Here is a 19881-nt window from a genome sequence, read left to right on the forward strand (position 1 = left end):
GGTACGGCGGCGGTGTTTCACGCCACGCTCAGCGGCCATTGGCCATCCTGCCCGGCCCACGCAGCGCGCCGCGCCCGCGAAAACGCGAAGTACACTGCGCCAAGATCGGCAAAAGATCAGCAAGAAAGGAGTTTTCATGTCCGTCAGCGCAGCTCTGCGGCGTTTCGCCCGACCTCTGCTCATGGTGATGGCAGGCCTGCTGCTGGCCAGCGCCGCCAGCGCAGCTGAACCCACCGATGCACAGCGCGCCGCCTTCAGGCAAGCCTATACCGCCGCGCAGCAAGGTGGCGACGGCTGGCGCAGCCTGGCGAGCGGACTGCAGGACTATCCGCTCTACCCCTACCTGGAAGCCGCCGCGCTCACGCACGACATCAGGCAGGTGGATCGCGCGCGGGTCGAGGACTATCTCAAGCGCAATCCCGGCCTGATTCCCGCCAGCGACCTGCGCCGCGACTTTCTGCTCGAACTGGCGCGACGCCAGGACTGGGACAACTACCTCGCGCTGTATCAGCCCGGCATCAACGACACGCTCACCTGCTACGCGCTGCAGGCGCAGTTGGCCACGGGTGCACGACTCGATTTCGATCGCGATGTTTCCACGCTGTGGGCCAAGCCCAAACTGCCAGCCGCGTGCGATCCGGTGCTCAATGCCGCGCATGATCAGGGCCTGCTGACGACGGATCGCGTGTGGTCGCGCATCGATCGCGCCGCCGACGCCAACCAGGGCGGCGCCATCAGCGCAATCGCCGGATGGTTGCCGGCCGAGGACGTGGAAGCCGCCCAGCGCATCGCCATGGCCTTGCGCGATCCCGCCGCTGCGGTGACTGCTGCCGCGCAATGGCCGGATACCCCGCGCGGTCGCCAAGCCGCCATGCTCGCGCTGGAACGGCTCGCGCGGAAGCAATCCATCGCGGCCGACGCCGGCTGGCAGAAACTGCAGGGGCATTTCACCTTCACGCCTGAGCAGCGCGATCGCGTGCTGTACGCCATCGCCCTGTTCCATGCCACCGACTTCGACGCGAGTGCCATCGCGCGCCTGTCGGCGCTGCCCGCTTCGGTACAGACCGACGTCAGTCGCGAGTGGCGCGTGCGCGCGGCGCTCGCACTACAGGACTGGAACGCTGTACTCGCTGCCGTCGACGCCATGCCATCCACGCAGCAGCAAGATGGCGAATGGCGCTGGTTCCGCGCGCGTGCACTGCGCGAACTCGGCCGCGCCGCGGAGGCCCAAGGCATACTCACCTCGCTGGCGCGGGAACCGACCTTCTTCGGCTTCCTCGCCGCCGATCACCTGGATTCGCCCTATGCGATCTGCCAGGCGCAACTCAATGGCGATCCGCAGCGCGAACAGGCACTACTCGCCAACCGTGGGCTGTTGCGCGCGTTCGAGTTGTTCGCCGTCGACCTGCCGCGCCTGGCCCGGCGCGAGTGGGACCAGGCACTGAGCGGCGCTGACGTGGAGACCGTGAAGCTGGCGACGGATCTGGCCTACCGACGCGGCTGGTACGACCGCGCCGTATTCGGCTTCAACAATGCCGACCTGCTGCGCTACTACGAGCAGCGCTTCCCGCTCGTCAGCCGGGATGGACTGGTGCACCAGGCCGAGGAAGCCGGCATCGATCCGTCGTGGGCGTACGCCATTCTGCGTGCGGAAAGCGCCTGGATGCCGGATGCCCGCTCCGGTGCCGATGCACGCGGCCTGATGCAGCTGCTGCCGAGCACGGCTGTCTTGGTCGCCAAGCGCAATGGGCTCGACTGGGGCGGCGACGACTCCCTGTACGACCCCGCCACCAACATCGCGCTGGGCACGCGCTATCTCGCGCAAATGGCACAACGCTTCAATGGCGCGCCCTGGCTGGCAAGCGCCGCGTATAACGCCGGTCCCGGCAAGGTCGATCAATGGCTCGACGCCCGCGGTACGCTGGCCCCCGACCTGTTCGTCGCCACCATTCCTTACAAGGAGACCCGCGAGTACGTCGCCCGCGTCATGGCGTTCAGCGTAATCTACGACTGGCGTCAGCATGGCAAGGCCGTGGCACTGAGCGAGCGCCTGACACCTATTGGCCAGGCGTATCGCCTTCCAGACGGCCACACTCAGCGTAAGCTGGTGACCTGCCCCGCGGTCGTGGCACCTGCTCCTGTCGAAGCGGGCACGACGATTGCGCCCGCCGCCAGCGCGAGCAACCCAGCGCCGGCCCGGACATCGAGCGGCACCCATTAAGGCGGAGATTGATAGTGACCAAAAAAGAACAGCGATTGGTGGTACTCGGTGGCACCGGCTTCGTCGGCAGCCATCTACTACCTCGCCTGGCCGCCGACGGTCATCGCATCCTGCTGCTCTCGCGCAACCGGGAACAGCGGCGCGAAATGAGCGTATTGCCCGGCGTGCATGTTCGCAGTACCGACATTTACGACGGCAATGCCTTGCGGCGGCAGTTCGAAGGCGCCGATGCCGTGATCAATCTGGTCGGCATCCTCAATACCAGCGGCCAGAATGATTTCCGCCGCGCGCATGTCGACCTGACGCAGCGCGTGATTGCCGCCTGCCTGTCTGCCGGCGTATCGCGCCTGCACCATATGAGCGCGCTCAAGGCGGGCCAGGGCCTGTCGCAATACCTCAAGACCAAGGGCGAAGCCGAAACCCAGGTACGCAACTCATCGCTCGACTGGACCATTTACCAGCCCAGCGTGATGTTTGGCGTCGGCGATGGCCTGGTCACCCGCTTCGCCAAACTGCTACACCAGATGCCCGCGCTGCCACTGGCGCGCGCCGCATCGCGCATGGCACCCACCTGGGTGGGCGACGTCGCCGAGGCCTTCGCGCGCTGCGTGGCCGACGACAAACTCAGTCTCGATCGCAGCTTCGAGTTGTACGGACCGGAAGTACTGACGCTGGGCGATATCGTGCGCAAGATCCGCGATACGGCCGGCCTGCGCACACCGATCATCGCCTTGCCCGATAGCCTTGGACGGCTGCAGGCGCAGTTCGCCGAGTTGCTGCCCGGCAAGCCGTTCTCGCTCGACAACTTCCGTTCGCTGCGAACGGATTCCGTGGGCAAGGTGGACGGCTACGCTGCGCTGGGCATCGTGCCGCAGCCGTTCTCGCCATGGTTGCCGGTGTTGTTGCAGGTGCCGGCGCGGCAGCGCCGGTTGATGGTGGCGAGGGCGCATCCGCGCTGAGGCTTTTTCTCGCTCTAGCGAGCAGCCGCGCGGCCTTCATCTGGTCCGCCTAACGCCAGCTTTCGATCGCCTGCTTTTAGCTCCCTCTCCCCGGAGAGGAGAGGGTTGGGGTGAAGGGCGGGTGCTCGCGGTGGCGCTGCGTGTGTAATTGGCTCTACTGCGGCGAATTCGCGATCTGGCTCGCCTGCCGCGGGCTTTCGACCGTCTGCCGACGGCCGAGTCACTTTCTCTTGCTTGCCCAAGAGAAAGTAACCAAAGAGAAAGGCACCCCGCTTGGCGCTTGCCGAGCTGAAGCTCGGCAAGTCCGTGAGGGTCGGCCGGGCTTTTCGACAGGGCTCCTGCCCTGACGAAAAGTGCCTGGCATCCATGCCAGGCACCCCTGCGGGCCTGATCGTCCGCCCCTCACCGCCGCACAGGGGTCCCGAAGGTCAAGAGCAACGCCGCCTTGTAGAAGCGCACCCTGTGCGCGATCACGGCGTTGCCGCTGCGTAGGCTTTTCGCGCACAGGGTGCGCTCTTACATGGAAAACCAGGCGTCGCGTAGTCGCGCTTTTGCTCTGCTCTGCGGCTCGTCGGGCCCCTATGACGCGGCGGGTGGGTGGAGGAAAAGCCCGCAGGGTGGCTTGCATGGATGCAAGCCAGTTTGTCGTCAGGGCAGGACGCCCTGTCGACAAACCTCCGTAACCCACCCGCGCACCTGGAGGGCGTAGCCCGGAAGGCGCGCCATCGGGGTGGCCTCTCTTTTGGTTACTTTTCTCTGGCCAAACAGAGAAAAGTGACCCGCTGTCCGGCAGGACAGCGGAAGCCCGCCGCAGGCGAGCCCGGTTGCGGCGGCACTCACACAGGGCGACAAAACCAACGAGACAATCAGCGCCACCGCGAGCACCCGCACCTCACCCCAACCCTCTCCCCGAAGGGGAGAGGGTGCCAAGGGCGGCCACGAGCGCGCCCCATGTCAGAATCGCTCCATGCACATCTACCTGGTGGGCGGCGCCGTCCGCGACAAACTCCTTGGCAAGCCCCTGGTCGATCGCGACCACGTCGTCGTCGGTGCACATCCCGAGGACCTGCTCGCCAAGGGCTATCGCCCGGTCGGCAAGGACTTCCCCGTCTTCCTGCACCCACAAAGCGGTGAGGAATATGCGCTGGCGCGTACCGAGCGCAAGACCGGGCACGGCTATCACGGCTTCGCCTTCCACGCCGATCCGACCGTCACGCTGGAAGAAGACCTCGCGCGCCGCGACCTCACCATCAACGCGATGGCCGAGGCCGAAGATGGCAGCTTGGTCGATCCATTCGACGGCGCGCGCGACCTCGAACAACGACTGCTGCGGCATGTCTCGCCTGCCTTCGTGGAAGACCCGGTGCGCTTGCTGCGGGTCGCGCGCTTCGCCGCGCGTTTCGCCCCCTTGGGCTTCACCGTAGCGCCCGAAACGATGGCGCTGATGCAGCAGATGGTGCGCGATGGTGAAATCGATCACCTCGTGCCCGAACGCGTATGGCAGGAAACGCGCAAGGCGCTCGCCGAAGCCCAGCCTTCGGCGTTTCTGCGCGTGCTGCGCCAGGCCGGTGCGCTGGCCGTGCTGTTCCCCGAGATCGACGCGCTGTATGGCGTGCCGCAGCGGGCGGAGTTCCATCCGGAGATCGATACCGGCACGCACGTGGAGATGGTGCTGGACATGGCGGCGCGCATCGCGCCGGGCAACGACGTCGTCGGCTTCTGTGCGCTCACCCACGACTTGGGCAAGGCGCTGACACCGGCGGATGTGCTGCCGCGTCACATCGGTCACGAGCATGCCGGTGTGGCGCCGCTTCAACGCCTGGTCGCGCGTCTCAGGGTGCCGACGGAACATGCCACGCTGGCTGAACAGGTCTGCCGCGAGCACCTCAACGCGCATCGTGCCTTCGAACTCAAGCCAGCCACCGTGCTGCGGCTGCTGTCCTCGCTGGATGCGCTGCGCCGCCCTGAACGGCTGGCCCTGTTCCTTGCCGCCTGCGAGGCGGACAAGCGCGGCCGGCTGGGGCATGAGGATGACCCCTATCCGCAGGCCGCCTACCTGCGGCGCGCGCGCGACACGGCCGCCGCGGTGCGCTCGGAGCCCTTGGTCGCCCAGGGTTTGCAGGGGCCGGCCATCGGCGAGGCCCTGACCGCGGCCCGGATCGCGGCGATCGCCAGCCTCGGCCGTGCGGTTAGCTGAACGGCCGGTCAGGGACGAAAGCGCCCGGGAAGGTGGCTTTCCCTAAACTTACGGGCTAAGCCCGCCTGTTATGCTCGTTGGTCCCCTCGCATACATAACGGCGGGTCGCCTGCACCGCCCCCGGTAGCTCGGCGTTTCACCTTCTTGTCCGGAGCTATCCGTGTCGATTGCATCCCAGCAGCCTTCTGCGCTGCGCCAGCGTTTTCGCCCCCTGTACTGGCTGGCCGTCAGCTACGCGCTGATCGGCATGCTTACCCGCATCGCCCTGCTCTTCATGGTGGGTGGCGGCGTGCCGCACAACCCGCTCTATTGGACGTATGCGTTCGGCATCGGTCTGGTCTACGACCTGATCACCTTCGTCTATATCGCGTGGCCGCTGGTGCTGTTCCTGTGGCTGACGCCGCAACGGGCCTATGTGTCGCGAGCCGGCCAGTGGGCGCTTTATCTGCTCGCGGCGGTGCTGCTGTGCTGGCTGATGTTCGTGGGCGCTTCGGAGCTGGTGTTCTGGGGCGAGTTCGGCACGCGCTTCAATTTCATCGCGGTGGACTATCTGGTCTACACCACCGAGGTGATCGGCAATATCCGCGAGTCCTACCCGATCGGCACCTGGCTCAGCCTGCTGGCCCTCGCCTCCGTGGTGATCGTGTGGCTGAGCAAGCGCGGACTACGCGCCAGCGACAGCGGTACCCGCTTTTTGCAGCGCGCCAAGGTGGTGCTGGTGTGGCTAGTGCTCACGGTGATTACCGCCGTGGCGGTCAAGGGCACCTACAAGGACCGCTCCGACAACGCCTACGTCAACGAGCTGGCCGGCAACGGTATCTATGAATTCGTCGCGGCGTTTCGCAGCAGCCATCTCGACTACTCGCGCTTCTACCTCACGCTGCCGCAGGAGCAGGCGTTCTCGCGTGTGCGCGACCTGGTAAAGACGCCGGAGGCGACCTATGTCAGCGATGACCCGCAGGACCTGACCCGTGAGATCCGCCATGCGGGGCCAGGGAAACACCTCAACGTGGTGCTGATCAGCGTGGAAAGCCTGTCCGCCGACTTCCTCAAGGAGTTCGGCAACAAAAAGGACATCACGCCCAACCTCGATGCCCTGACCAGCCAGAGCATGTTCTTCGACCATCTTTACGCAAACGGCACCCGCACCGTGCGCGGCCTGGAGGCGCTGTCGCTTTCGGTACCGCCGACGCCGGGTGATTCGATCGTGAAGGCACACAACAACGAGAACCTGTTCTCGGTGGCCAACGTGTTCAACAACCGCGGCTATCAGTCGGACTTTGTCTACGGTGGCTACGGCTACTTCGACAATATGAACTACTTCTTCAGCCACAACGGCTACCGCACAGTGGATCGCAACGACATCGCCAAGGGCGAGACGATCCATCACGAAAACGTGTGGGGCGTGGCGGACGAGGATCTGTACACGCTGGCGCTGAAGCAGATGGACAGTGCCAACGCTGCGGGCAAGCCGTTCTTCCTGCACATCATGACCACTTCGAACCACCGGCCGTTTACCGTGCCGGCCAATCGCGTGCCGCAGAAAGACGGTACGCGCGAGGCTGCCGTCGCCTACACCGACTGGTCCATCGCCGATTTCATCAAGCGCGCGCGCAGTAAGCCGTACTTCGACGACACGGTATTCGTGATCACTGCAGACCACTGTGCCTCCAGCGCCGGTCGCACCAGCGTGCCGATCAACCGCTACCACATCCCGCTGTGGATCTACGCGCCCAAATACATCTCGCCGCAGCGGGTGACGCGCCAGATGTCACAGATCGACATCATGCCGACCGTGCTGGGCTTGTTGAACTTCAGCTATCGCAGCCGTTTCTTCGGTGCGGACATCTTCCAGCTCGAGCCGGGTCGCGAACGGGCCTTCCCCGCCACCTACGAAAAGCTCGGCTACCTGCATGACGAGGCGCTGAGCATTCTCAAGCCGCAGCGTCTGTTTGAGCAGGTGCGCCCAGACTTCGACAACGGCGACGCCGTGCCCCGTACGCCGATCGAGCAGGGCCAGGTCGACGACGCCACCGCGTACTACCAGACTGCCGCCTACCTGTTCAAACGTGGCCTGATGGTCAAGCGACCGGAAGACAACACGCCGGTACTGCCGGCCGCCACCGGCACGACGGCGCCCGTGGGCATGCCGTAAATCCTGTGAAGAAGCGGAGGCCACGGCCTCCGCTTTTTTTTGCAGCGGAAACGTCGACGCTAGAGGCGATCGCCCTGATCCGACTCGAGCAGTTCGGCCGGCAACGGAACGACGTCCATGTCGCGCACGAAGATCATGGCCTGGAACCGTTCGCCCATCTCGTCGGGCATGGTCAACTTCTTCACTTCCTGAGCGAGGCGATAGCGTGCCTGCTCATCCGCAGCGCTTTCATAGGCAGCTTCGAACGCCTCCTGCAGGCCGCTGCCGATCAGGAACTGCGCTTGTGGCATATAGCCGGCCACGCCAAAGCCAGCGCCATTGCCCGCCTCCGCCAGCGCGGTGAAATCCACCGATGCGGTGAGATCGTTCAAGCCCGGCAAATAAAGCGGATCGTTGTGCGCGCGATGGCGGTAATAGGCCCGCAACGTGCCATCGGTCCGCTCGGGCAGGTAGAACTCCCGCCGCACGTAGCCGTAGTCGACGAACAGCATCATGCCGGCGCTCAGCGAGCCGGCAATCGCCTGGATCCAGTACGGCAATTGGGGCAGGATCTCCGAACGGTAGCCATCCGCGAAGTCCGTCTCCGTATCACGTTCCACGTGGCGCACCGCCCCCGAAACCAAGGCATCGGCGGGGCGATCCACGCGCATCAGGCGGCCCTCGCCATCAAGCGCGACATACTCCTCGTAGACCTCGCCGGCGCGCATCGCGAAGCGCGTCGTGGGCAGTGCGTCGATCACCTCGTTGGCGAACAGCACGCCGCGCCAGTCCTCTTCCGGTGGGCGATCCAGCCATTGCACACGGGCGAACACCTCCGCCGGCAGCGCCTGTGCAAGTCGCTCACGCTGGCGCTCGCGCAGGTCGGCGCTGGGTTCGAGGATTAGGTAGCGGCGCGGCAGCGTAGCGTTGGCGAGCATGGACTTGAGCGCGGCTTCGGCGAACGCACCGCTGCCGCCACCGAGTTCCAGGAAGTCGGCTTCATCGCCGAGCAGCTCAAGCACCGGCATCGCCACGTTGACGACGCAACGCGCGAACAGCCCGCCCAGTTCTGGTGCGGTGATGAAATCACCGGCCTCGCCGAACTTGGTCTTGCCCGCGCTGTAATAGCCCAGGCCCGGCGCATACAGGCAGCGCTCCATGTATTGCGCAAACGGCATCGGACCGTGCGCGGCGACTTCCTCGCGCAGGTGCGTAAGAAGCCGGTCGGAATGATCGCGCTCGTCGGCGCTTGGATCGGGAAGCCTGGAAGACATGCGCATTACCTGCAGGGAAACGCGCGCAGGATAACGCATGCCCCGCCGCGATCCCGTGAGGACTGCGACGGGGATGCGCCCAGCTGACCTTAGAAATCGAAGTCTTTCTGCAGACTCAGGTACACGCCGCGACGCGGACCGAACTGCGGCGCGCCGACGCCCACGCCGGTGCCGTCGCGTAGCTGGTAGGTGCGGTCCAGCGCGTTGATCACGGCCAGCTGCGTCTTCACCTTGCCGAAGCTGCCGAAGGTGAAATCATGCGCCACGTTGAAGTTCAGCTGGAAGTAGAAAGGCACTGTTTCGCCGTTGGGCACGCCGTTACTGCCGGTCCTGCGCAAGCCGCTGCCAAGGAGGTAGTCCGCACCGACGCGAGTGGTATCGGTAAACGAATAGGTGATGCCGCCCGACGAGGTCAACTCCTGGTCGTGGTCGAGATGGATGTAGTTGTCGTTGATATAGGCCAGTTCGTCAGGGCCGAAGTTGTACTGGCCGGTGATCACGCGCTTGCCCTGGGCCTTGCCCACGGTCGCATTGAAGTACGCCGAGATGGGGCCGCTGTCATAGTTGGCGGTGAATTCCAGCCCGCGGATACGGCCGAAGTCGTAATTGAAGTTGGAGAAGATCAGCGCCGTGCCGAACTGGCCTTCATCCTGCAGGCGACGCGCCTCTCGATAGTAGGCGTCCACGCCCAGGGTCAGGGTCGAGCCGACCTTTTGCGAAATGCCGACATCGTAGTAATTCGAGCGCTCCGCTAGCGGCAGGTTGCTGCCGGTGCCAGGAAGGACATTGGTGGTGCCATTGAAGCGCGCGATATTGCTGTCATCGATCACCTCGGTGGCCGGCGGCGTGAAGTAGCGCGCATAGCCGGCATGGACGGTGGTGCTGTCGGTGGCCTGATAGACCACGCCGACACGCGGGCTGAGCTGGCTTTCGGTGCGGAACAGCTGGTAGCGGTCACCGCGCACGCCGTAGTTGACCGTCCACTTGTCGCCGATGCTCCACTCGTCCTGCAGATAGGCCGAATAGGTCCGCGCGAGCAGATTCGTGGCGTCGTAAATGGCGATGGGCGTGGTGCTGGACTGGGTGCCATCCGGGTTGGCCGGAAACACCAGCGAGTTGTTGCTGATGTTGCCGCGCTCGAACTCACCGTACACACCGTAACGCAGCGTATGGCTGTCGCCCAACGGCGTGGAGAAATCCGCCTGCAAGGTGCTCGCGCGGTTGTTGCGGTTGATGGTGGCGGCCACGCCGTTGAACATCAGGTCGCCAATCTCGTCCGGCGTGAAGCCGACCGAGCTGTAGCGCTGGCCCGCCGACACCTGGTAGTCGGTGCTGCTGCCGATCTTGCCCTGCAGCGACAGCACGCCGAAGCGCGTGGTCTCGCGCTGGCGCTCGTTGAGATCGGCCGAGTTGAAATCCACCCTGTCCAGGTAGCCGAACTGCGGCGTCTGGTTCGGATTGTTCGGAATCTGGAAGCGATTATTGGTCGCGCCGAACATGAAGCTCACGCGCGTGTCGTTGTCGATCAGATAGGAAATATCGCCGAAGCCCTTCACCTGGTTGGAGTGATCGTGGATCGGCGTGCGGCTGGAGGTCGGGTTCTCGATGCCGACATCGGTTTCCAGGTAATTGGCGGTGACGAACCAGCTCCAGCGATCGTTACTGCCCCACAGAGACGCATTCGGATTCAAGGTGCCGAACGAACCACCGGTGATGCCGACGCTGCCGCCGTTGCCGAGTTCGTGACCGCTCTTGGTGTCGATATCCACCACCGCGGCGGTGCGCAGGCCGTATTGGGCCGGCAGCGCGCCATCGAGCAGCTTGATGCTTTGAATGGTGCGCGCGTCCAGGGTCTGGCCGAAGCCGGAGATCGACTCTGGAATGATCACGCCGTTGATGCGGAACTGCAGATTGGCGTGGTCGCCGCGCACATGCAGGCCGCCAAAGGAGTCCTGCACCACACCCGGTGCCTGCAGCAGCACCTGGTTCAGCGGGGTGGAATCGCCCAGCGGCAACTGCTGGATCGCTTTCTGGTCGATCACGTACTGGCTGCTGCCGGTATCGGGCGACAAGGCGTTTCGCGCCTGGTCCAACGCCGCGGACACGTCCACTGTTCCAAGCTGCTTCACTTTGGCCGGCGCATTTTGCGTCGCGCCCGAATCGGCATCGCCCGTACTGCCGTTGGCCGTCGTGCTGCTGGTATCTGAATTCGGGCTGGTTTGGGCAAAGGCAACAGGTACGGCACCCAGCGCAACAGCGAGACTCAAGGCAAGCAGAGATCGTTTCATTGGGCTTCCAGAAGAGGGACGGTAAAGATGTTGTTTTCGATATGTTATAACATTGCCACCCAGCCCCGGTAGGCGCCTGCCCCAGAAGTCATGCCTCGCCGCGCAACATCCTGCGTTAAGCAGCCCTATCCTCGGGGGTCAGCCCGCTTTCACGCCGATTGCCTAGACTGGGCACCTTGCGGCGCATGCCGCGACCCGCGAAAGGCCGCCGCCATGTCCGAGCCTTCTTCCCAGCTTCCGGCCGTCATCGAACCTGGCGATCACAGTCGGGTGACCCAGGCCATCCTGGACTTCGTCAGCCAGATCCCCGACAGCAAAGTCAGCGATAGCAAGGACCCGGCAAGCGAAGCGCGACGCCTGGCCAACCGCGCCGCCCAGCGAGCCGCACTCACGGCCGGCTCGCTGGCGCTGCCGCCAGGCCCGCTGGGCTGGCTCACCGTGCTACCCGAGCTCATCGCGATCTGGAAAATCCAGGCGCAGATGGTCAGCGACATTGCGGCGGCATACGGCCAGCACTCGGTACTGGGCCGGGAACAAATGCTCTGGTGCCTGTTTCGCCACACCGCCGCACAAGCGTTCCGCGACATGGTGGTGCGCGTGGGCGATCGCGTGTTGTTCCGACGCATGAGTTACACGGTCGCCGCGCGCGTGGCCAAACGTGTCGGCGTGAAGGTCTCCCAACGCGCCGTCGGCAACGGCATCTCGCGCTGGTTGCCGGTGGTGGGCGCCGTTGGCGTGGGCGCCTACGCCTACTACGACACGGGGCAGGTAGCACGCACCACGATAGCGCTGTTCAGTGCACCGATCGAAACCACCGAAGTCCCGGCCGTCGATGCCGAACCCGCCAGCCCCAGGGCCGGTCTCGCCAGACGCGTGATGGATAAAGTGACGCGGCGTACGCCTGCGGGATGACGTATCTCGCGCTTTGCGGCAAGCTCGCCCTTCCCTCGCGTTACGCAGGAGCCCACGCATGAGTCCACGCCATGAGCGTCCCGTCGCCCTGATCACCGGAGCCGGCAAGCGCGTCGGCGCGGTGATTGCCCGCACCTTGCACGCAGCGGGCTACGACCTGGCCCTGCACTATCGCCACGCTGCGGCCGAGGCCGAATTGCTCGCTTCGTCGCTCGAGCGTCAACGCAGCGATAGTACGTTTCTTGTGCAGGCCGAGCTGGCCGACCTTGATGCATTACCCGCGATGGTTGGACGCGTGCTGACCCGCTACGGTCGACTCGATGCCCTGATCAACAACGCCTCCGCGTTCTATCCCACGCCCGTTGGCAGCGCGACACCCGCGCAATGGAACGAGCTATTCGCCTCCAATGCGCAGGCGCCCTTCTTCCTCACTCAGGCGGCTGTACCGGCACTACGCGAAGCGCGTGGCGCCATCGTCAACCTGGTGGATATCTACGCCGAACGCCCGCTCGCCAAACATCCGCTGTATTGCATGGCCAAGGCCGCCTTGGCGGCCATGACACGCTCACTCGCGCTCGACCTCGGCCCTGATATACGGGTGAATGGCGTAGCTCCAGGGGCGGTGATGTGGCCCAGTGACGGCAAGCCTTATGACGATCAGCAAGCCATGCTGGCGCGCACGCCTCTGCACCGCGCCGGCTCGCCGGATGATGTTGCCGGCACGGTGCTTTGGCTGCTGCGCGACGCTTCATTCGTGACGGGGCAGATCATCCATGTCGATGGAGGCCGCACGCTTTCTGTGTGAAGGCCAATCCATGATTGCCAGGTGAAATCCATGCGCGCGATCCGTCAATCCGATGCATCGGCGTAAGCAATGACACTTTATTCTGGATACTGTCCTGACGAATGCAGCTATCAAGCATGGATAGCCGCCGTGCACGATCGCGCCACTTTCGATCATCGTTCCATGTCCCTACTGACGAATCCGCGCAAGTGAGGCATGACAGTCGCCGTCGCCTGCTACACGGCTAGGCCTCGCATGCCCTAGACTTCAGCCGAAAACTCCAACGAAGGTATCTGCATGGCCATCGATCTTAAGACGCTATCCCCGAAAGAACTTCAGGCGCTCATCGCGAACGCGAACGCCCAGATGCAGGAAGCCCATGCGACGCAGGTCCAGGCGGTCAGGCAGAAAATCGATGCCTTGCTGGGTAACAGCGGCCTCAGCCTGGATGACGTCTACCCCTCACGCGGCAAGAAAGCGGCGGGCAAGAAAGGCGGCAAGGGCTCGGTAGCTCCCAAGTACCGCGACCCCGCCGATCCCACCCAGACCTGGTCGGGCCGCGGTCGACAGCCGATCTGGTTTGCGAACGCGCTCAAGCGCCGTGGCGTGACGGCGGAAAGCCTCCTGATTGGTGGCGCCACGAAGTCCGCAACGTCGGTCAAGAAAGCCAAGGCCGCCAAGAAAGCACCCAGGAAGGCCGCCAAGCGGGCAAGCAAGAAGACGACGGCAAGAAAGACTGTTCGATAGTCGCCAGGACACTCCTGGGCCCAGCGCGGCTGCACGCCCGACTGCCCGTTCGGGCGTGCAGCCGATCGTGCGATGGCACGGGCTGGGCGACGATTCATCCGTTGACATAGATCGGGTTGCCGACCAGCAGCAACTCTCCGCCAGCCCCGCGCACGTTGAGACGTATCCAGTGTCTCCGGCCATCGCTCTGCCAGTCGAACGACACGGTTTGCCTGGCATCGTGGATCGCGAGGTCAACCCCGGGATTCACTACCTTGCCATCGGCAAGCATTTCCAGATGGGCACCGACCAAGGCACTAGCGCTGACCGTCAGATGCACCTTGCTCCCGCTCGGCGCGGCCAGCGCATCTCCCATCTCCGCCTTGCGGTCGTCCACGCGCGCGGTCACATCAAGCAGGCGATCACGACTTCCCTGCACGTCGATGAACACGTGGCCGGCGCGGATAGCCACGAGTATCGCCTCCATCGAAAGCTCGCTGGCATGCGCCACGGTCGTTGGCGTGCCAATCAATCCGCCTCCCGGCAACGCCAATGAACGCTTTGCGTCATGGTTGTCGCTGCCGCCAATGGCGGTGACGCGATAGCCCTGGTTGAGCAGGTCTTGCCAGAACGGAATGCCCGAGTCTGGCAACATGGCGTCCACACCGTTGACCGCCTCGATCGCTTGCACCATGTGCAGGTCAACCGGTCCCTTGGGCGTCCAACCGCAGCCCATGCAGGTTTCATCGTTCGGGCGGATCGGATGATTGATCGACAGCAAACCGTGCAGGCTGGCTGCCTGACGCAGCAAGGCATTCCAGTCCGGAACCGCAGCGCTGCCGATCCGGAAGTCGAGCGGCTCGGCCGTGCCGAACAGATTCGCGTGACCCTGGAACGTGGTCACCTCGCGTGCGGGAATCATCAGCAACCGATCGAAGTACGGCTGCAATTCGCGAATATCGTTCATTTGCGACACGGTGTTGTGGTCGCTCAAGGCAATGAAATCCAGGCCGCGATCAACCGCTTGTTGCACGGTCAAAAATAGCGGACACGGTACGCGTTGAGTGCCGCTCTGGTTGGTGCAACTTCCGTCGCTATGCGCACCGTGCACATGCAGATCGCCCCGGTACCAGCCGGCCTCTCGGCGCAGTGGAGGATTCAGCACTGCCGGCATCCACGCAGGATCGCCGGGATGACCAAACCAGATCTTCGCCGTGTAGTCGGCACTTGAGGCCGGGCGAATATTGGGGACGCCAAGCAGCAACGTCCATCGTCCCGCATGGACAGCACCGGCATGGAACGACGGTGTCGCATCGGTAGCGCTGATCGTGAAGACCTGCTTGCTACCGCCGCTCCACCCTCGAAAGCCGTCCGCACTGCGAAAACCGCCGGGGCCCAACAGGCCAAGATCCACGGTAGTACGGTCTGAACGACCGGTGTAGTCGAACTGTACGGTGACCCGATTTACTCCAGCGGGCACGACGAACGGCACTTCACGGTACGTTTGATTATCGCTGCCCTGAAGATGGCCGTGCAGCACCAGATCCGGCACGGGCTCGGCTGCACGTGCCGAAAGCAGCACGGCCAGCAGCGTAGCGAATACCAGAAAGCCGTAGGAACGACGCAACTGTCCACTCATGTTGCAACCCTCAAAGCGGGATCTCAGGCCAACCCGTGCACCATCCTTCGATGCCATGCACGGGACCAGGCGCCAGTCAATCAGAACCGATACATCACGGACGCACGGAACGAGCGGCCCAAGAGCGGACGGGCGATGAACACGCCCTTGCCCGCATCGCTGCTGGCCAATTCGCCTGCACGTGGATTGCCCTCGGTCAGACCCAGGGAGTTGTTGAGATTGTCGGCATACAAGAAGAACGACAGTTCGGGCGTGGCCTGGTAGCGGGCGCTGAAGCCGATCGTGTGGTATTGCGGCAGGATCACCGAATTCGCGGTATCGACATAGCGCTTGCCTTCGTACTCGTAGGTCATCTGCAGACGAAGCTTGTTGTCCAGCAAATTGAATCCCGGCACGACACGGAAGCTGTTCTTCGGCACGCGAATCAGCTGATTGTCATCGTAGTTGAGCAAGACCGGTGCCCCGGCCACCAACGTCGTATAGCTCAGGCCCTTGTACTTGGGATCCTGCAGGGTAGCGGTGTACTGCACGTCGAACAGCTGCGACGGGTAAACGGTGCCCTCGAGCTCCAGGCCGTAAGTTTCGGTATTGGCATAGCCCGTTTCCGGCGTCGACACGCCGGTATTGGCATCGAACACGTAGTTGCTGAAGGAGACATTGTTGTACTTCGTGTAGAACAGCGTCGCATAGGCATCGAGGTAGCGATCGCTGTACTTGTAGCCGATCTCGGGCAACACCATGGTTTGCGTAATCGGCGTCGCGGTGGGCGTGGTGATATACGAACTCAGGTTCGGCAGGCGAAAAGTCGACGTGTAGCGAGCGAATAGGCCCTGGCGGTCGCTGAACTGGTAGTTCGCGCCGAGCGTCCAACCGAGTTTGTTGAAACTGTGGTCGTAATCGACGAACTGGCCGCTGCCGGTGATGATCTGCGAGCTTGCTGGCGTGCCCAGGTTGACCGTCGTCGGCAGCTCGGTCCAACCCGCGGTATTGACCTTCTCCCAGCGCATGCCACCGTCGATGCGCAACTTGTCGTTGACCTGCCACTCGTCCGAGACATAGAACGCATTCGTCGTCGAGGTGCCCTTGGCGTGGGCCCACTCGTAGCCGTAGTTGTAGATGCCGTTGCTGGTCAGCGTGCCCAGAGGATTACCCGCCGCATCCAGGGCCACAAGGTTCAGCAGGCGCGCATTATTGGTGGCGTCGAGCAGCGCCGTGGAGGAGTAGCGATCGAAGCTCTGGTTGAAGCGCGCGTAGTAATAGCCAAAGGAGACATCGTGGACCTGATCACCGAACTCGAACTTGCGCAGCACGCGCGTATCGCTGGTGAACTCATTCATGGGCATGGTGATGCCGCGCAAGCCACCGATCACGACCAAACCATTGCCGTTCTGGTTGGCGTTGTTGAATACCTGGTTCGGCGCATTGACGTATTGCAGCTGCATCCCGCTGGCCGTCGGGTAGTACTGGGTCAGCCTTGACTGCGCCGATGCCAGGAAGGTCGCCGCCGTCTCGACCGCATTCGGATACACGCCATTGCGCTGGGTATCGGTATCGCTATAGCGAAGATTTTCCGCGAGCTTCCAGTCGTCGCCCAGGTTGTAGTCGAATTTCACCGTGAATTGGGTGCGCTTGACCTGGGTGCCCAGGCTGTTGTCGAAGTTGTACGCGCTGCCATCGCCCTGCAGCATCGTGACGTGCTGCGTATCCGGCCCAGCCAGGGTGCCGTAGTTGCCGTTGAAGCCCGGCACGGCGACCAGGTTGCCGCCCGTATTGCGATACATGGGAATGCCAAGGTCCAGCGCAACCTTGTCGTCCAGATGCTTGACGTCGAAACTGATGTCGCCGTTTTCGAATGTGCGCGAGAGTGTTGCGCGCAGCTGGCCGCCCTGGTCGTTGGTAAAGCCCGGGCTGCGGATGCCGTTGTCGATCCGGTAGAAACCGCCGGCACTCAGTTTCCAGCCGTTGCCCAGTGGCGTGCCGTACCAGAAGTCGAGGCGGTTCAAACTGTAGTTGCCGACGGTGTACTTGACGAGTCCCTCTGCCGTGTCGCCGACCTGGCGCGGTATGAAGTTGATTGCGCCGGCCGGCGCATTGGAATAGAAGATGGAGGACGGTCCGCCACGCACGACCTCAATGCGGTCGATGGTTTCATCCAGGCGGAACACCTGGTCGGCGTTGAGGTAGCCAAGCGCAGGGTCATGCTGCACTGGAATGCCATCCTCAAGCAGATTGACCGAGCCGTAGCCGTCTACCGGAATACCGCGCGCGCGGATATTGCCGCTCGCCTCACCACCGGATGACTCCACCCAGAAGCCCGGCACGGATTTCACCGCCTCGGTCACGCTCGTCGGCGCCTGCATACGCAAGCGGTCTTCATCGATCGTGGTGATCGAATAGCTGGTCTGCGCCTTGGTGCGCACATCCACACCCGATCGGCCGGTAACTACCACCTGCTCGAGGTCCTTGGCGCTCTTGCCGTCGACCGATGAAGGCGCGGGGTTTCCGCTGGGGTCCGCTTGCTTGCTATCGGCCATCGTCGCCGCAGCGGCGGCCGTCGTGCCCGCATTGGCTGATACGTTTCCCGGGACGATCGTGACCGTATTGGGCGTGATGAATCGATAGGCAAGCCCTGTACCCGACAGCAATTGATGCAACTGCTGCTCGGCGGACAGACCCGCATCGGCGCCAGGGCTGCGAATGCTGTCGGCTATCTCCGCGCCATAGACAACCTGCATGCCCGCCTCGCGCGAAAAGCGGTCCAGCGCCTGGGACAGCGGCATGGCCGCAATGGCCGACGTGTGCGGCACGGCCGTGGGTGCATCAGCGAAAGCGGTCCACGGAATACTGCCCGCGAGGGCAAAAGCGATATGTAAAGCAAGACGATTGCGCATGTCGGTGGTGGCCTTGATGGGATAGACGTCATGGCAAGCACCGACGCTCTATGCGCTGCGTGCTTGCCGATACCCATCTAAGAGTCACCTTCGTCACAACCGGGTACCGCGAATTCGATGAATTTTTTCTTACAGCCGTCCAGCCTTTGCCGTGCCGTGGCTCGACAAGGCAACCACGCGTACGCGGTCGCCCTCCTGCTCGATGCGAACATCCGGCAGCGTTGCCAGGTAGGCGATGAATGCATGGGGATTGTTTGCGTGAAAGACACCGCTGATGCGCATGCTGGCAATTCGCTCATCCTCGATCACCAACGGCCTCGTGGTGTACGCATTGAATCGCCGCGCGACGTCACCGACGGTTTCGCGGTGGAAGCGAATGTCTTCCGGCAGCCACGCCGTGGCCTGCGCGATCTGTACCGAGTGAATCGCTCCCACGCCGGAGGCGCTCAACTCAACTTGTTGGCCGGAAACCAGGTCAGCGAGGGCATCTTGGCCGGTCGCCAGGTCGGCCACCCTGACATCCTGCTTGTCCATGCTCGGCCGCCACGCGTTCAAGATCCGGACACGGCCACTGATGACCGTCAGCGTGTCGCCGCCCGTATCACGATTGACATCGAAAACCGTGCCGATGTCCTGCAGCACATGGTCGCCTACGCTCACTAGCATGGGTCGAGCTGGATCCTTGCCGACGTCGAACAAGGCATGCCCGCGAAGCACTTGGATACGCCGGCAGTGCGCATCGAAGTGCACATCGATGCTGCTGTTGCGGCCGATCTGGACCAGAGTTCCGTCCGACAGCTTGACCGCCTTTACCGCGTCGGCACCAGCGGCATAATTTTGGTCCTCTACCTGGCGCGCCAGGTTCCAACGCGCGATGCCCAGCAAGGCCAGGAGCAGCAACGCAACCGCTGCGATCGCCCCGGCAAGCTTGCGCCCGAAGCGACGGGCCCTGGTTGGCGCGACAGCTCGGTCGCAGGCGACATCGGCGGCGACCTTCGGAAACAGCACCACGGGATTTTCGCGCCGAGCGCGCTCCACCAGCGCATCGGTGGTGTCCGCCTGCAGCGAGGAAGCTGCCTTGAGATCGCCATGCATCTGCGCGATGGCCAGGTATTCGGCCACATGTGCGGGCGACGCTCGCAGCCAGGCAAGGAAAGCGGCACGCTGGCGTTCGCTGGGCTCATCCTGTTGTTCGAGATACCAGGTAGCGGCCTGCTCGGTGATCCGGCGCGTGTTGCCCGCGGCTTCGAAATGCCTGGGCTTATTCATAGTCAGCCATCCTTTGCCGGCATGCCGCCAATCCCTTCACGATGTATTTTTTCACCATGTGGGTGGAGATCGACAATTGCTCGGCAATCGCACGATACGACAGCTCGTCTCGGTAGTGCATGACGAGCACCGCCCTGCACTTGGGCGGAAGCCGTGCGATGAGTTCGCCCAATCGTTGGCGGCGCAACTCCCGATCAAGCTCTGCTTCGGCACTGGAAGGCGCACTGAGCCGCTCCATCACCTCTTCCAGGCCATCACTCGCCAGCGGGAACTGCTGCCGAAGCACGGCGTGCTCTTTGATCAGATTGGCGGCGACGGTAAAAAGATAGGCCTCAGGGTTGCGAATGCTTGCCGCATCGGCAGGCTCGATGCGCAGCAGCCGCAGATACACTTCCTGCACCAGGTCCTGAGCATCCCATCGATGCTTCACCCGGCGCAAGAAATAGCCGCTCAAGGCCGCGCCCTTCTCCGCGAACAACGCGGACCACGCCCCCAGTGCTTCAGGCATCACACCACCTCCGGCCATCATCGCCGAAGCAGGCTTACGGCACCGATGGCCGCAGAGCCTAGTGCGCGCTTATGACTGC

Annotated in this window: 13 protein-coding genes; 7 read left to right on the top strand and 6 right to left on the bottom strand. The window is 63.5% G+C overall.

Annotated elements, in window-relative coordinates; all coding sequences use genetic code 11:
* The first annotated feature begins 136 nt into the window (after positions 1-136).
* The 4 genes from ACT01B_RS19125 to ACT01B_RS19140 all read left to right on the top strand — a co-directional run bounded on the left by ACT01B_RS19125 (position 137) and on the right by ACT01B_RS19140 (position 7532).
* On the top strand, positions 137-2221 hold the full coding sequence (locus ACT01B_RS19125; protein WP_445144790.1) for a transglycosylase SLT domain-containing protein: 2085 nt from the start codon (positions 137-139) through the stop codon (positions 2219-2221).
* A gap of 14 nt (positions 2222-2235) precedes the next feature.
* A complete protein-coding gene (locus ACT01B_RS19130) occupies positions 2236-3180 on the top strand; it encodes a complex I NDUFA9 subunit family protein (protein ID WP_445144791.1) in 945 nt (314 codons plus the stop codon).
* 967 nt (positions 3181-4147) lie between these two features.
* Positions 4148-5377 carry a multifunctional CCA addition/repair protein gene (locus ACT01B_RS19135; protein WP_445144792.1) on the top strand — a complete coding sequence of 410 codons (1230 nt, stop codon included), beginning with the start codon at positions 4148-4150 and terminating at the stop codon, positions 5375-5377.
* 160 nt (positions 5378-5537) lie between these two features.
* Positions 5538-7532, top strand: a complete 1995-nt coding sequence (locus tag ACT01B_RS19140) for an LTA synthase family protein (RefSeq protein ID WP_445144793.1) — start codon at positions 5538-5540, stop codon at positions 7530-7532.
* A gap of 59 nt (positions 7533-7591) precedes the next feature.
* Here the strand turns inward: ACT01B_RS19140 and ACT01B_RS19145 are convergent, their stop codons facing one another.
* Both ACT01B_RS19145 and ACT01B_RS19150 read right to left on the bottom strand, forming a co-directional pair.
* On the bottom strand, positions 7592-8785 hold the full coding sequence (locus ACT01B_RS19145; protein WP_445144794.1) for a class I SAM-dependent methyltransferase: 1194 nt from the start codon (positions 8783-8785) through the stop codon (positions 7592-7594).
* A gap of 89 nt (positions 8786-8874) precedes the next feature.
* Positions 8875-11073, bottom strand: a complete 2199-nt coding sequence (locus ACT01B_RS19150; RefSeq protein WP_445144795.1) for a TonB-dependent receptor — start codon at positions 11071-11073, stop codon at positions 8875-8877.
* Between the two features lie 213 nt (positions 11074-11286).
* On the opposite strand from ACT01B_RS19150, the gene ACT01B_RS19155 reads away from it, so the two are divergent.
* From ACT01B_RS19155 to ACT01B_RS19165, 3 genes are all read left to right on the top strand, one after another.
* Entirely contained in the window at positions 11287-11985 is a 699-nt protein-coding gene (locus ACT01B_RS19155; protein ID WP_445144796.1) for a hypothetical protein, read from the top strand.
* Between the two features lie 58 nt (positions 11986-12043).
* Positions 12044-12790 carry a pteridine reductase gene (locus ACT01B_RS19160; RefSeq protein WP_445144797.1) on the top strand — a complete coding sequence of 249 codons (747 nt, stop codon included), beginning with the start codon at positions 12044-12046 and terminating at the stop codon, positions 12788-12790.
* A 276-nt stretch (positions 12791-13066) separates the two neighbouring features.
* On the top strand, positions 13067-13516 hold the full coding sequence (locus ACT01B_RS19165) for an H-NS histone family protein (protein ID WP_445144798.1): 450 nt from the start codon (positions 13067-13069) through the stop codon (positions 13514-13516).
* Between the two features lie 94 nt (positions 13517-13610).
* On the opposite strand, the gene ACT01B_RS19170 is transcribed toward ACT01B_RS19165, so the two are convergent.
* From ACT01B_RS19170 to ACT01B_RS19185, 4 genes are all read right to left on the bottom strand, one after another.
* Complete coding sequence (locus ACT01B_RS19170; protein ID WP_445144799.1) at positions 13611-15134, bottom strand: CehA/McbA family metallohydrolase; 1524 nt, start codon at positions 15132-15134, stop codon at positions 13611-13613.
* 80 nt (positions 15135-15214) lie between these two features.
* Positions 15215-18025: a TonB-dependent receptor domain-containing protein gene (locus tag ACT01B_RS19175; protein WP_445144800.1), complete on the bottom strand. Its 2811-nt coding sequence runs from the start codon at positions 18023-18025 to the stop codon at positions 15215-15217.
* Positions 18026-18154: 129 nt separating this feature from the next.
* Positions 18155-19294 carry a FecR family protein gene (locus tag ACT01B_RS19180; protein WP_445144801.1) on the bottom strand — a complete coding sequence of 380 codons (1140 nt, stop codon included), beginning with the start codon at positions 19292-19294 and terminating at the stop codon, positions 18155-18157.
* Complete coding sequence (locus tag ACT01B_RS19185) at positions 19287-19802, bottom strand: RNA polymerase sigma factor (protein WP_445144802.1); 516 nt, start codon at positions 19800-19802, stop codon at positions 19287-19289. Before ACT01B_RS19185 ends, ACT01B_RS19180 begins: the two co-directional genes overlap by 8 nt.
* Positions 19803-19881 lie beyond the last annotated feature (79 nt).

It is taken from the genome of Dyella sp. Tek66A03, from assembly GCF_052567735.1.

Excerpts from the sequence above, each read along its gene's own strand:
- ACT01B_RS19125 (WP_445144790.1), top strand. The coding sequence starts at position 137 with ATGTCCGTCAGCGCAGCTCTGCGGCGTTTCGCCCGACCTCTGCTCATG.
- ACT01B_RS19150 (WP_445144795.1), bottom strand. The coding sequence starts at position 11,073 with ATGAAACGATCTCTGCTTGCCTTGAGTCTCGCTGTTGCGCTGGGTGCC.
- ACT01B_RS19165 (WP_445144798.1), top strand. The coding sequence starts at position 13,067 with ATGGCCATCGATCTTAAGACGCTATCCCCGAAAGAACTTCAGGCGCTC.
- ACT01B_RS19180 (WP_445144801.1), bottom strand. The coding sequence starts at position 19,294 with ATGAATAAGCCCAGGCATTTCGAAGCCGCGGGCAACACGCGCCGGATC.
- ACT01B_RS19135 (WP_445144792.1), top strand. The coding sequence starts at position 4,148 with ATGCACATCTACCTGGTGGGCGGCGCCGTCCGCGACAAACTCCTTGGC.
- ACT01B_RS19155 (WP_445144796.1), top strand. The coding sequence starts at position 11,287 with ATGTCCGAGCCTTCTTCCCAGCTTCCGGCCGTCATCGAACCTGGCGAT.
- ACT01B_RS19170 (WP_445144799.1), bottom strand. The coding sequence starts at position 15,134 with ATGAGTGGACAGTTGCGTCGTTCCTACGGCTTTCTGGTATTCGCTACG.
- ACT01B_RS19185 (WP_445144802.1), bottom strand. The coding sequence starts at position 19,802 with ATGCCTGAAGCACTGGGGGCGTGGTCCGCGTTGTTCGCGGAGAAGGGC.
- ACT01B_RS19160 (WP_445144797.1), top strand. The coding sequence starts at position 12,044 with ATGAGTCCACGCCATGAGCGTCCCGTCGCCCTGATCACCGGAGCCGGC.
- ACT01B_RS19145 (WP_445144794.1), bottom strand. The coding sequence starts at position 8,785 with ATGTCTTCCAGGCTTCCCGATCCAAGCGCCGACGAGCGCGATCATTCC.
- ACT01B_RS19175 (WP_445144800.1), bottom strand. The coding sequence starts at position 18,025 with ATGCGCAATCGTCTTGCTTTACATATCGCTTTTGCCCTCGCGGGCAGT.